14 protein-coding genes are annotated in these 12094 nt (G+C 59.6%); all 14 read right to left on the bottom strand.

The genetic code is table 11. From position 1 onward, the window contains the following. Nucleotides 1-84: 84 nt before the first annotated feature. The 14 genes from QMK55_RS19470 to QMK55_RS19405 all read right to left on the bottom strand — a co-directional run bounded on the left by QMK55_RS19470 (nt 85) and on the right by QMK55_RS19405 (nt 12090). The gene (locus QMK55_RS19470) at nt 85-1113 is read right to left on the bottom strand and encodes a phage tail protein (RefSeq protein WP_102355686.1); all 1029 of its coding nucleotides are present in this window, start codon (nt 1111-1113) and stop codon (nt 85-87) included. Between the two features lie 9 nt (nt 1114-1122). Further along, on the bottom strand, nt 1123-1335 hold the full coding sequence (locus tag QMK55_RS19465) for a tail protein X (protein ID WP_201135671.1): 213 nt from the start codon (nt 1333-1335) through the stop codon (nt 1123-1125). Next, nucleotides 1328-1711: a phage tail protein gene (locus QMK55_RS19460; RefSeq protein ID WP_222016286.1), complete on the bottom strand. Its 384-nt coding sequence runs from the start codon at nt 1709-1711 to the stop codon at nt 1328-1330. Before QMK55_RS19460 ends, QMK55_RS19465 begins: the two co-directional genes overlap by 8 nt. Further along, nucleotides 1711-3960: a phage tail tape measure protein gene (locus QMK55_RS19455; RefSeq protein WP_320329782.1), complete on the bottom strand. Its 2250-nt coding sequence runs from the start codon at nt 3958-3960 to the stop codon at nt 1711-1713. The genes QMK55_RS19460 and QMK55_RS19455 overlap by 1 nt, the downstream gene beginning before the upstream one ends. Nucleotides 3961-4088: 128 nt before the next feature. Further along, a complete protein-coding gene (locus tag QMK55_RS19450; protein WP_102355682.1) occupies nt 4089-4670 on the bottom strand; it encodes a phage tail assembly protein in 582 nt (193 codons plus the stop codon). Nucleotides 4671-4827: 157 nt separating this feature from the next. Next, nucleotides 4828-5334, bottom strand: a complete 507-nt coding sequence (locus QMK55_RS19445) for a phage major tail tube protein (RefSeq protein WP_320329781.1) — start codon at nt 5332-5334, stop codon at nt 4828-4830. Then, entirely contained in the window at nt 5334-6500 is a 1167-nt protein-coding gene (locus tag QMK55_RS19440; RefSeq protein ID WP_320329780.1) for a phage tail protein, read from the bottom strand. Before QMK55_RS19440 ends, QMK55_RS19445 begins: the two co-directional genes overlap by 1 nt. A 2-nt stretch (nt 6501-6502) precedes the next feature. Next, nucleotides 6503-6688, bottom strand: coding sequence for a hypothetical protein (locus QMK55_RS19435; protein WP_129389913.1), 186 nt, complete (start codon nt 6686-6688; stop codon nt 6503-6505). A 97-nt stretch (nt 6689-6785) separates the two neighbouring features. Next, complete coding sequence (locus tag QMK55_RS19430; protein WP_320329779.1) at nt 6786-7208, bottom strand: phage tail protein; 423 nt, start codon at nt 7206-7208, stop codon at nt 6786-6788. Between the two features lie 85 nt (nt 7209-7293). After that, entirely contained in the window at nt 7294-7722 is a 429-nt protein-coding gene (locus QMK55_RS19425; protein WP_320329778.1) for a phage tail assembly chaperone, read from the bottom strand. Nucleotides 7723-7724: 2 nt separating this feature from the next. Continuing rightward, nucleotides 7725-10133: a phage tail protein gene (locus QMK55_RS19420; RefSeq protein ID WP_320329777.1), complete on the bottom strand. Its 2409-nt coding sequence runs from the start codon at nt 10131-10133 to the stop codon at nt 7725-7727. Further along, a complete protein-coding gene (locus QMK55_RS19415) occupies nt 10134-10769 on the bottom strand; it encodes a phage tail protein I (protein WP_320329776.1) in 636 nt (211 codons plus the stop codon). Next, nucleotides 10766-11761, bottom strand: coding sequence for a baseplate J/gp47 family protein (locus QMK55_RS19410; RefSeq protein WP_320329775.1), 996 nt, complete (start codon nt 11759-11761; stop codon nt 10766-10768). The genes QMK55_RS19415 and QMK55_RS19410 overlap by 4 nt, the downstream gene beginning before the upstream one ends. Next, complete coding sequence (locus QMK55_RS19405; protein WP_003222189.1) at nt 11758-12090, bottom strand: phage baseplate protein; 333 nt, start codon at nt 12088-12090, stop codon at nt 11758-11760. The genes QMK55_RS19410 and QMK55_RS19405 overlap by 4 nt, the downstream gene beginning before the upstream one ends. Between the last annotated feature and the right edge of the window lie 4 nt (nt 12091-12094).

The following is a 12094-nucleotide window of genomic DNA, read 5'->3' as shown; positions in this document are numbered from 1 at the left end:
GGCGCCATCAATGTTGAATGTGCCGGCCCTTTCGCGAGCAAGCCCGCTCCCACAGGGATTTGTGTCGCTTTGAGAGAGAATGAATCAGTCTTTGGACTCGGCCTTGGGGTCAAGGCACGATGCATCGATCACGCAGCGATAGCTGTTCTCGCGATTGCCACTGGCCGTGACCTTGTCGATCGACCAGCGTCCGCGCATGAAGTCCGGCCAGGTCTCATCGAGCCGCACCAGGCCTTCGGCCGACAGCCGTGGATCGCCGGGACAGGTGATCTTCACCTTGTACTTCTGGCGCAGCATCTTGCGCACTTCGCCTTCGCCGACAGCGATGGCATCGGCTTCGTTGGGTTGCTTCTGGCGGATGGTCTTGAACGGCGCAAGCCCGGTTTCGATCCAGCGCAAGACGCCTGCCGCACCATCCCAGAAACAGGTCTTGCAACCCTTGGTCTGCTCGCGGGCAGATTCCTCCAGCGTGGCGCTGATGAACGCGTGATCGCCAGGGCGATTGTTACTGGTCACCGATAAAGTCACGTCCGCCAGCACCTGGCCCGACAACGACTTGGTCTGGCCGGGACGGGCCAGCACGTACACGTTGTCGTAGGGTTTGGTCACCGCGTTGTACTTTTTCGCGAGGCGCGTCAGAAAGCTCATGTCAGTTTCGTTGGACTGGTCGATGTGCTCGATCCTGATCATCGCCACCTCGGGAGCGACGCGCGGTGAGAAGCCATGGAGCGATACCAGTTCGTGAAACAGCGCACCCAATGTGGTCGGGCCATGACTGGCCGTGCGGCGTTGCTTGAAGCCCGTCTCATCATCCTTGCTGAACGGCGCTGCAGTGGCCACCAGAGTCAGGCGAAACGGGAACAGCGTCGGCGTCAGGCGCGTCACTTTGAACTGGCCCTTGTCGACCAGTCCCGATTCCAGATAACCGACCTCCAGGCCGATTTTCCCGCCCAGGTTCGGCAGCCCCTCAAGGCCTTCGAGATCAATCGTCAAGGTCAACTGATCGGACTCGAAACCGGCAGCATCGATGTGCTCCCAACTGATCAGGCGTTGATTGAGCAGGGCCGAATGGGCCCCGTAGAGTCTTATCGCCGGGGTAAAACCCAGTGCCATGCGTCCTCCTTAATCCCAGGCCGTCAGCGGCTTGATCGTGGCCGGTTTCGAATCGAGTTCCGGCAACGTGACCCAAACGCCCGCAGGCAGGATCGGGCCGTGCTCGGCCAGGGTCGGGTTGAGTTTCCACAGGGCTTCTTCGGCGGCGTCATCACTGCGCCCGGTTTCGCGGTAGAGCAGCAGATTCACCGAATCACCGGCCATGCTTCGGACCTTACGCATTGTTGAACTCCGTCAATCCGACCACCCACTTGATCACCATCGCGGTGCCGTCATCGATGACCTCGCTCTGGTTCTCGTCGATGCTGTTGATCCGCCACAGGCCCCAGTTGCGACCGATACCGTCAATCAACGGCAGCGGCACACGCAGTGCCTGTAGTGCGCGTAATTCATCGAGTCGATCCATAGCCACGGCATACATCGAGGTACCGCTGATGGTCAGCGATTCCGCTTTCTGCCCGGTCTGACTGGACTTGGGTTTGCTGGTCAGGATCTGGATGTCGCTCCAGCCACCGTCGGACTTTCGCGCCAGCGTGCTGTAAGCGAAGTTGCGCGAGAGGCCGAAGATGAAACTGCCTAGAGCCATTTGTTGTTTCATCAGTCGACTCCATCGGTCAGGGCTGCGTCACGGCGGGTGGCGAGCGGGTTGTTGGTCAACAGCGGCAGGAACTGGCCGTGGAATTGCCCGCTCAGTTGTTGGCCGATGATCGTACGAATCTGCTCGGCAGTATCTGGCGCCGGGCAGGTGACCTGGATCAGTGGGGAGAAGGTGACTTGCTGGTTTTGCGTCTGCGCGCTCGGCAGTTCTTTGGCAACCTCTACCGGCGGGGCGAGTTGGTTCGGTGCAGGCGTCGCGAGTTTTTCACCCAATGCGCTTCCCCACTGATTGCCATAGTAGGTGCCAGCTGCTCCGCCAACCCCTCCACCGACAAGTGCCCCGGCAGGACCGGCGAAAGCCCCCAGGAAGGCACCAACGCGCGCCCCCAGGTAATTTCCAGCAACCCCACCCACCAGGCCGCCCGCTCCTCTAGCTGTTTGTTTGCCATCGGCATCGAGCAAGCCGTTGACCACGTCCATACCGGAGTTGAGCATCATCAACGGCATACTCAGAGGGCCAGCTACACGACCGATACGGGCACCTTGACTGACCAGACTTCGGCCTGGACCGGATGTCAGGTATTTAGCTCGGTCAAGCGCAACGGATCCCAGAGTCTTGGCATTGTTAAGCCCAGCGGAACCCCAAGTCTTGGCATTGTTCAGCGCAACGCCCCCCCAAGCCTTCGCACCGTTAAGCGCTGCGGAACCCCAGGATATGGCAGTTGTGCTGACGAACTTGAGGTTGTCGATAGTGGATGTCGTTCCTCTAATGCCCTTGGCCAGCATCGACCCAGCGACCTGCACGCCCTTAATACCGGCAATACTCAAAATCAACGTACGCGCGAGCTCCGGTGATTCTTCAGCCATGCTGCTCAAGCCATCAGTCGCCCAAGCCATCACCCCGGTGAGCCTGTCAAAATCAGCCAGCACAGCAGCGCCAGCGGAGCTAAAGAGACGATCTTTCTGAGCGGTGAAAATGTTCCAGCCCGTTTGCGACGTATCAGACAGTGCCCGCGCAGCCTGATTGACTGCCCCGCCCTCCTCGCCTCGCGCCGAAGATGCGTACTGCTGTTTATCTTTGACGAGATCAAATGCACCTCGCACATCAGCGCTGCGCTCGAGCATTTTCACAACCGGCTGGTCGATCGAAAAAAGCGTCATCGCCAGGCTGGCTTGCTGCTCGGGGGATTTTGTCTTCAGCGCCTCAAGCACCTTGAGAATCGCGCCGGGGGCATCCCCTTGCATTTGCGCAGCGAGGGACTTTGGATCGAGGTCGAGTTGAGCGATCACCGCTTTCTGACTAACTGATGCGTTGTCGCCCAACGCCAGCGTCGTGGTGATCTTCTCCAGTGCCACTCCGGCGTCAGCCCTGTTGACGTTGACATTGAGCATTGCCGCAGCAAAAGCCGCAGTCTGTTCGGGACTCAGCCCCGCACCTTTTGCCGAAGCGCCGTAGTTGCTGAGGATCGAACCAATGTCAGCCACCGTGGCACTCAATCGGCTTCCCAGCACGCTGGTGGCATCGGCGAGGTCGAGGGTCTTTGCTCGGTCGAGCCCCATTGAGGTGCGCCAGCCGATCAGCAGATCCGCAACATCCGGCGCCTTCATCTCAAAGGCTGTGGCCGTGATGCCAGTGTCTCGAGTGAAATCACTGAGGTCTTTTTGCCGAGCGGCTTCATTCTTCTGTTCGCTGCCAACTCCACCCTTGACACCGGCATACATCACGCCTGCCAGATCCAGCACCGTGGTACCGCCGGCTGCCACTTTGCGCTCGGCGGCCATTTTCTCCAACGACACCCGCAACGCATCGCGTTGATCGCCCTCAACGCCTGCAACCCGTCCCAGTCGCGCCATCGCGCTATCAAGGTTGATCGCTGGCTGCAGGTATTTGAAAGGTTGCGTTGCGCCATTGGCGCCTGACGGTTTCGACTCAGCTCCCACGGCCGCGCTGCCCGCTAGTGCTGGCCGGTCATTGAGAGACTGTTGCAGCGAGCGCTGTGAAATCAGCACAGCGTGTATCGACCCCAACACATCCCTGAGCGGAACCTGCTCGGCGGTCAGATTTCGCAATTCGCTGGTGGCATCGGCCAGCGCCAGGCTTAGCCCGGCGATCCCACCGTCAAGGTTCGACGCAGGTGCTGCTGCAGACATCGTCGGGACCATTAAGGCGGCTGTCTTGCTGGCCGTGCTCAATTCCCTGGTCTCTTGATTGATCTCAGCGAAGGTCAACGCATAGTTATCATCTGCCATGCCGCTCTACTCCTGTTTCACGCCAAGGCGAGTGATCGCTATGTCGTAGCGGCGCAACGCCTTTTCGGCGTCCCATTCCAGAATCTCCGCCTCACTTACCGGGTAAATGAGCGGGACGATATCGAGGATTACTTCGATGTCGCGTTCCGAAAGTAGGCCGCCGGCTGGTTTAAAAAATCGTCGATGCGCACCTGCAATTGGGTCCAGTCAGGGACGCTCATCTGGGCAAGATCGGGGATCATCAGACCGGTGCAATGGGCAGTGATGAATTCGGCGCGTTCCTTGGCCGTTTTCAGCTTCTTCATCACCTTGGTGGCGCGCAGTGCGGGCATTTCCAGCGACAGCGAGGTCACGGTGCGGCCGGTCACGGCGAGCGGTTGCAGCAGTTGCACCTGGTCGGGATCAGCGGATTTTTCCGCGTCCTCGACCTGCTCCAGAAAGTACGACGCCGGACGGGTCGACATCTCGTGCACGTACTGGGCGATGCTCACGTAGTCCGGGCGTTTGAGCTGGTCGAGTTCCTTGACCGACAGGCCGGTGGCGAGCAGTGCCAGTTCGAAGAACTGGTCGTCTTCGTCATCGCCGGCGCGTTCCAGCGCTTCTTTCTGTGCGGCGTAGAACAGCGGCTTGAGCTGGATCTGCTCGATTTGCGCGCCGTCGTCACCGGTGATCGGCGACAGCAGGTCATGCTTGGGTGGCATCCACGACATGTATGAATTCCTTGGTGATTCTTTTTTAGGAGGTATCGCTATTCCCTTGTAGGAGTGAGCCTGCTCGCGATAGCGGTCTTTCAAGCACATTGATGTTGCATGTGCTGACCTCATCGCGAGCAGGCTCACTCCTACAGGATTTGTGCTGTGCCGTGGGTTACGGCATCAACACCGCACGACGCGCATCACCGAGGATGTCGACGCCGTTGAGCACGAACTTCTGGGTACGCACGTCGATGTCGATCACCGGGATGCCGTTTTCCAGGCGGTTGTAGGTGCGGCAGGAGAAGTCCAGTGTCGTCAGGGCTTTGCCACCCATTTTGATTGCGTCTTCACCCATGGTTTTGAGCTTGCCGCCGATGGTGTGGTAGGTGAACCAGGTGTTGCCGTCCTGATCCTGACCGGCTTCACGCACGTTCAGCAGGATGTCGTCGCCCAGTTTCACGCCCATCGCCAGCAACACTTCAGCACCGGTGCCTTGCAGCTTGAGCGTGGCATTCAGCGCCTTGGCGCTCTTGGCCATTTCCTCAACGATAAAGCGCCCGCCCGTCATGCTTTCCATGTCGAAATCAATCTTCGGCGGTGTGAATTCCTCAACGGTCGCCGACAACGGCAAACCTTGCAGGGTGGCCGCGATGGCCTGTCTTACGCGGTTGGTAAACATTAGAGAACGTCCTCCAGGAACTGCTCGATGATTTCATCGCGGGCGTTGAGTTGATAAACCATGTGTTCGTTCGGCGCGTAGCGGCCGTAGTCGATGACCACGTACCAGGTGCCGTTCTTGTACTTCTCGACGCTGTTGAGTTCCGGGTGCAGATAGACGCTGCCGCCAGGAATGGTTTCGTCGGCGACCAGGGTCTGCAGCCAGTCGTTGATGCGCTTGACCTCTTGATCCATGAAGGATTTGGTGAGGTTCTTGGCCATGGCTTTCTGGCCGGCCTTGACCAGCTTGCGGCTGATCGCATCTTCCAGACCGACGTAGCTGATGAACTTGCCGGTGATCGAGCGGTTACCCAGCAGCGAGAACCCGCCGAGCACGGTGCGGGCGTAGTAGCTGACGCCGTAGCGGTTGAGCAGATCGCCTTCGGTGGAGGTGTCGAGGATGTTGTACTCAACGACGCGGGACACGTCTTCGGCGTAGGTCACCTGGTTGCCCGGGCTCTCCCACTGCTTGACCTTGGCCAGCGCGGCAATCGCCAGACTGGAAGGCGACAGGAAGACGTTTTTCTTCGCCGCTTTCGAGTACACGGCCGGCATGTTGTGCACTACCAGGCAACGGTCGAAACCCAGGTCAGCGCCGCCCAGTTCCTGGCTGTAAAGCACCTGATCGGCAACGGATACGTCCTTGCCGTCCAGCACCACGCGGGCCTTGATGCGCTTGCCGAACGAGGCGAACTCGCTGGCCACCGCTTTGGTGCCGGTGAAGCCCGGCGCGCCGATGATGGTCAGGTCTTCCGGGACACTGCCCAACGCGGCCAGACCGAGCTTGCGGCCGGTCAGCGGATCAACACCGCCGATCACATTGTTGACGGTGTCGGCCGGGGTCGCGCCCGCTTCGACGATGACCACGTAGACCGGCACCTTGACCACTTTGAGGATCTGGTAAACCGCGTGATACAGGGTGCCCTCTTCGGAACCGGTCGGATCGAGCAGCGCGTGAGTGGTGAAGCTGTTGATGCGGAATGGTGCGTTACGCGGAATCAGCGGATCGGCTTTCGGCGCAGTGCCGACCAGACCGATGACGTTGTCACCCAGGCCACCCATGGCCTCGGGGGATTCGGTGGCATTGACGGTAATGCCGTTGTGCTCGAAGTTCAAAACCTCAGCCATGGTTAGTCAGCCTTCTTGGCAGCGGCCTTTTTGGCCTGGGTGATAGGTGTTTTCAGTTCCAGTCGACCGGCGAAGTGCAATGCACTGGCCTCGACGTCGAGCAGATCAAGGTCTTGACCGATGCTCGACCAGTGCCCACCGCCGGTGGGGAATGGAACGAGCACGGTGTAGGTTTGGCGGGTTGCCATTTGGGTTTCTCCAGAGACGAAAAAGCCCCTTGCTTGCAGGAAGGGGCCAGATTGCTGATCAGCAGATAAGAAAACGCCCCGACAGCGCGGGGCGTTTTTATTCGGGCAGGCTGGCGAGCCACTCCGGCGCAGCTGGCCGGTGCTCGTTCAAAGGCAACTCACCGCCCAGCGGCCAGATACGCAGCGCGCGACGATAGGTCTGCAACTCGATATATTGCGCTGGTGTCAGCAGTGTCGGCCAACGCTCCACCTCATCACGGTAATGCGCCACTACGCTATCAGTGGCGGCAATTTGAGCGTTGCGCCATAGACGTTCCAACCTCTCAAGTTCAGCAGCCGGTGGTGGCGGCGGATCAACCAGCACCGGATAGCCTTCATCATTCCCGACAATAATTTTGCCGCTGGACTGTCCGTCCAATAACTCAACGTAATACTCCTGCGAGATTTCTACGGCATCGCTTGGTATGTCCTTATGAATGGCAGGAACGTAAAAAAAACCAGTGGATTTTGAATAAAGCATAGGTACTTCCTTGTTTGATAATCAACGACTCTAAAGCCACCCGCTTGGGTGGATAGATATGAAAACGCCCCACGGTGTGGGGCGTTTATTGGAGAGGGTCGATGACCCAGGCCGGAGCAACAGGACGCAAGTCCCTCGAAGGAAAGCTCGGTGACTGTGGCCAGTCACGCAGGTCTCGAATGTAGGTCAGTAATTCATTGAACTGGTCTGCCGAGAGTGTCTGTAACTGAGCGGAATCGTGTTGGTCGCGATGACGATCGCGCAGCCACAACACCGCTTTGATCTGCTCGTTTCGCCAGCTCCGTTCCTGCTCGGCACTCTCGGCAGGGCTCAATGCAGGGCGGTCAATCAGCACCGGCAGCCCCTCCTCATCATGAGCGCAAATTTTCCCCAAAGGACGGTTGGCAAAGACCTCAAGATAACGAGCTTCCGGAATGGGCCGGACATCATCGGGCATAGAACTGTGCACAGTATCGAGATACGTACTGCCGGTTGTTTTGCTGTAATAGCGCATCATCAAGCACCTATCGCGAAATAACGAAAGTTTGTCGTCGCCTTATCGCCGTAGGCGGTGTACGCGGAAAGTGAAACAGCACTCGATCCCACCGAATGGGCACCACTGCCTCCATCCGTGGCGACCATCTGGAAGACCTGTGACCGAAAGGCCATCGGAAAATTGAAGGTTCCAGTGGTTCCCACCATGCTTTCCTGCCCCCATTGCAAGATGAGACCACCCAGCCAGGATGGGAAGATAATGTATCCGTTAGCGAAGAGACTGGCCGTGAAGCCCAGGCGCAGTTTTTTCGGAGTAACGATCGCACTGTCATCCGAACCCGCATTTACCTGATTTGGGGTAGCAACCTTGGCGGTACCTTGATTCGTCTCCGTAGCTTGCTGAGCCAGACTGGCTAATCCGGCAACATCAATAACGCCCTCGTTGACCGGTGCGTTCCAGGCTTTGATGCACCACATGACGGAGAGGTTGCGGGGGCGCACCGTTTTCCAGAACACGTTGGTAAAGTTCTGCACCGTGACATTGGTAGTGCTGTAATAAATATCGCCACTGAAGCCAGGAGCAGGATCTGCATCAATCAAATTGGAGTTGCCAATACCTTGAACAGCCGGCGCCGTGCCGTCATCGCCCTGCGTCTTCGTACCCGCCTGATAGCTGCCAACACTACGACCGATATCGATACCCCGCCCATGGTCCCAACCACGCAAGAACTCACCGCGTGATTCCGGCAAACGGAAGTTGCCCGCGCCCTCATTCCCCTTGTTGTAAGTCGTACCGAGAAACGCCGCCAGATCTGGGTAAGCCGCAATGCTCTGCACACTGCCATCCAGCTCCAGATAACCCGGCGCAACGATGCCCGTCGGGAAGGCCAGCACAGCACCCACCGGAACAGCGGATTTGAGTCGTTCGACTTCCTTGGCCAGTGCGGCTACATCGATGGTTCCCTGATTGACCGGTGCGTTCCAGGCTTTAATGCACCACATGACGGCGACGTTGCGCGGACGTGTTTCCGTAGCAGCACCAAAGTTGTAGGTCCTGACGCGACCAATAGTCAGTTCGGCGTTATCACCTTCCGTACGCAAAACCCAGTCTGCGGCCGTATCTTTCAGCACAACCGTTGGAGTCTCCCCATTTGGGTCGACAGCCTGACCACCTCCCGAGCCCGTCGGAATGGAATGGTAATGCGCCTTGAGACTGTCCGACTGAAAGCTACCGGCGGCACGCCCCGGATCCACCCCTCGCCCATGATCCCAACCGCGCAAGAACTCCCCACGCGCCTCGGGCAAACGGAAGTTCCCAACACCCTCATCCCCCTTGTTGAACTTGCCGCCCAAGTAGGCGCTCAAGTCCGGGTAAGTCGCACTGCTCTTGACGCTGTTATCCAGCTCCAGAAAACCCGGCGGCGGTGCATCCACCGGGAACGCGACAATCGAACCCACCGGCAACGCCGATGCCTTCGCAATCAACGCTTCAACTTCAGCCTTGGTGTACGAATCCTTGATCCCGAAACCAGCCAAGGTTTCAGGATTCGCGCCAGCAGTCGCCCGACCATATTCGTCTACCGTCACGCTCTTGTAAGTGCCAGCGGCGATCCCCGTACGCCCGGCCAGCATCTTGAAGGTCAGCGCCGTGGTGCCGAGGGTGATCGGCGCATTGGTGGTCAGGTGCCACAGCGAATCGCCGTTGGCCGTGCCCTCCTCCACCATCACCGTCAGGCCCGGCGTGACCTTGGCGTTGCTGTTGGCATCGGTCGCCCGCACCCAATCGCCATTGGCGGCGAGCCACAGGCCGTTGTCCTTGGCCAAGGTTTGATTAGCCACCAACACACGGTCGCCGGCAATCACGGCCACGCCGTCAATCTGCTGCGCACCGTTCAACACGATGTTGCTGGATGCCGCGACGCGTACCGATTGCTTGCCATCGAGTTTGCCGAGTTCTTCGGCGAGATAACTCATGACCCAGGCACGCGTGGCCTTGACCACGGTGTCATCGATCAGCAACGTCACCAGCGACGCATTGCTGGTCTCGAAAATCGAGCGAATGTAGAACTCTTTGCCCGAACCCGAGGTGGCCAGAACCGGTTTGAACGACTCCGGGTATTTGACGATGGCGTAGAGAATCCCGGTGTCGGTCCACAGCCCGGCTTCACGCACGTACCAGCCGCCAACATCGGGCGGAATGGTCACTTCGGCAAGCAGCCAGCTCGGGTTTTTCTCGTCTTGGAACAGCGCGTTGAGCGGCCCGCGCCAGACTTCGCGCTTCAGCGCCGTGGCAGTCGCGGCCGGGTTGTAGACCGAGCCGCCGCCGTCGCCGACGGAAATCTGCGTCAACTTGATCGGCACGCCCGCGGCTTTGCACGCCGTTTCGTAGGCAATCCCTGCGTTGGTGAGCAGGGTGTAATAGTCAGCCATTCAGGCCCCCTGGGGATAAATAGTGGATGTTTCGACGGTGTACAAAGCTGCGGCCATGAACGCCTCGCCAGAGGTCTCAAGCCCTTCGATGAACACCGGATAGATCGTCGTCAGCTCACCGCAAAAGGTCGCAGCGGCGATGGAGTGACTGCCGAACGCGCTCAAGCCAACTGTTACCGAGAGAATGTCCCGTTCACTCTTGGCATCCGCCAAACGGCGGTCGAGTCGGGCGTCGATTTCTTCGCTGTAGGGTTGGTCGCTGAAGGCGCGCACGGTGAAGCTGTAAGGCATACCGGGCGGCGTCTGTTCGTACCAGGCGCGGATGTCGGGGCGCAGTTGCAAACCCTTGGCCGCGTTTTCCAGTGCCTTGCGAGTACCGGCTTGGCGCGCAGTGGGCCAGGCGAGTTCGACGGTCAGGCGTTTTTCCGCTTCCGGTGCGGCGGTGCTCCACTCCGCGACGCCGCGATCCGCCGCCAGATACGGCAGAAACGCCACCGGCGTTTCGTTCGGATTCATCAGTTCGGGGAACGGCGGCGCGATGCGATCAAGCAGTGCGCCGAAGCCCAGATCCAGTCCACGTTCGAGTGCCGAGCTGTTGGCCGGCAACAAGGTCGGGCGTTGCGTTGGCTCACTCATAGCGTCAGCACCTCGACCTCGACTGCCGTGCAGTAAGGCGCCTGAAACGCAGTGGTCACGATCGGCTCCAGCGGTTCAAGAATCTGCAGTTGCACGGCGCCAGCGCTGTGCAGCGTGTAGTCGATCCAGCTCGGGTCGACCCGGCCTTCGAGGCGATGACAACTGTCGGCGTAGGATTGCAATTGCTGCTGCGCGGCGACTTTGGTCAGGCCTGAATCCGGGCCGGAATTGATCTTCGCCACCACGCGAATCTTGTAGCGTTGAATGTCCGCAGCCTTGACCGTGACCAGGTCGGTTTCCGGTCGCACATCAGGGCGGGCGAAGTGCTGACGCACGCCATCGAGCAATGCGGCGGATGGCGTGCCATCGCCGTCTCGCGACAACACCGTGACCTGCACTTCGCCGGGCGCGGTACGCCGACCATTACCGTCCTTGACCTGTGCCGCGAGGCCGTCCGGGTTGAAGGTGTAGGTGACATTCACCACACCGGCATCGGTGGATTCGACCTTCACCGTTGGCCGTTCGCCGAGGGTGAACACCTCGCGGCGATACTGCATCCGCGAACCCGCAGCCGGCGCATGCGGCGCCAGGTAATAGCGCAGCCGGGCGTCGTCGTCGCTTTCATGAATCGGTGGTACCGGCGGGAATGCCGCCGGGTCGCCCGGGTCGAGCAACTGCCGTTCCAGACCCATGTCCGCCAGCCGTGCGTCGAGGTTGCTGCCGGTCGCCCACCACGCCAGCATCTGCTTGATGCGGGCGTTGTATTTGCGTTCGTGGGTTTGCAGGCGCACACAGAAGGCTTCGAGCGCCAGGGTCAGCAGTTCGCTCTCGTTATCGAGGCTGGTCTTGAGTTTCGCCGCGCTGTCCGGCGCCCGGGCGCCGACGTATTCGACAACGAAGGTCTTGAACTCGGCGAGCAAGTCTTCGAAGGCGTCGACGGTGATCAGCGCCGGTTCGGCCAATTGGTTCTGGCCGGGGATCAACATGCTCATGTCACTACCTCGAAGGTCTGTTGACGGTTTTTCCAAGTGCCGGCGAAACGCAGCAGCAGACCGGCGCCCTGACGGCTGGCGACGATCACGCTCGGCTGAAAATCGCTGATCCCGTTCTGCGCGTTGTAAAACGCCTGAGCCGCGTGGCTCTGGGCCAGGAGCAGAACGTCGTCACCGAGGTTCTGTCCCAGCAGCGTGGGGATCAACGAGCCATAAAGGGGCCTTTTTTGCCGGGTGCCCAGCGGCGTGGTCAGGGCCCGGGTCGCGCGCTGCACAAATTGCAGCCAGTCGTCGACCGTGGCCCCGCTGTCTCTATCGATTCCGATCATGGGA

This window comes from Pseudomonas sp. P8_229 (assembly GCF_034008635.1).
Lineage (GTDB): Bacteria > Pseudomonadota > Gammaproteobacteria > Pseudomonadales > Pseudomonadaceae > Aquipseudomonas.
This window is presented reverse-complemented; position numbering and strand designations above follow the sequence as displayed.

Bases quoted from the DNA above. Each gene is read 5' to 3' on its own strand.
- QMK55_RS19405 (WP_003222189.1), bottom strand. From the start codon at position 12,090: ATGATCGGAATCGATAGAGACAGCGGGGCCACGGTCGACGACTGGCTG.
- QMK55_RS19465 (WP_201135671.1), bottom strand. From the start codon at position 1,335: ATGCGTAAGGTCCGAAGCATGGCCGGTGATTCGGTGAATCTGCTGCTC.
- QMK55_RS19470 (WP_102355686.1), bottom strand. From the start codon at position 1,113: ATGGCACTGGGTTTTACCCCGGCGATAAGACTCTACGGGGCCCATTCG.
- QMK55_RS19460 (WP_222016286.1), bottom strand. From the start codon at position 1,711: ATGAAACAACAAATGGCTCTAGGCAGTTTCATCTTCGGCCTCTCGCGC.
- QMK55_RS19415 (WP_320329776.1), bottom strand. From the start codon at position 10,769: ATGAGTGAGCCAACGCAACGCCCGACCTTGTTGCCGGCCAACAGCTCG.
- QMK55_RS19425 (WP_320329778.1), bottom strand. From the start codon at position 7,722: ATGCGCTATTACAGCAAAACAACCGGCAGTACGTATCTCGATACTGTG.
- QMK55_RS19410 (WP_320329775.1), bottom strand. From the start codon at position 11,761: ATGAGCATGTTGATCCCCGGCCAGAACCAATTGGCCGAACCGGCGCTG.
- QMK55_RS19420 (WP_320329777.1), bottom strand. From the start codon at position 10,133: ATGGCTGACTATTACACCCTGCTCACCAACGCAGGGATTGCCTACGAA.
- QMK55_RS19450 (WP_102355682.1), bottom strand. From the start codon at position 4,670: ATGTCGTGGATGCCACCCAAGCATGACCTGCTGTCGCCGATCACCGGT.
- QMK55_RS19440 (WP_320329780.1), bottom strand. From the start codon at position 6,500: ATGGCTGAGGTTTTGAACTTCGAGCACAACGGCATTACCGTCAATGCC.
- QMK55_RS19455 (WP_320329782.1), bottom strand. From the start codon at position 3,960: ATGGCAGATGATAACTATGCGTTGACCTTCGCTGAGATCAATCAAGAG.
- QMK55_RS19430 (WP_320329779.1), bottom strand. From the start codon at position 7,208: ATGCTTTATTCAAAATCCACTGGTTTTTTTTACGTTCCTGCCATTCAT.
- QMK55_RS19445 (WP_320329781.1), bottom strand. From the start codon at position 5,334: ATGTTTACCAACCGCGTAAGACAGGCCATCGCGGCCACCCTGCAAGGT.
- QMK55_RS19435 (WP_129389913.1), bottom strand. From the start codon at position 6,688: ATGGCAACCCGCCAAACCTACACCGTGCTCGTTCCATTCCCCACCGGC.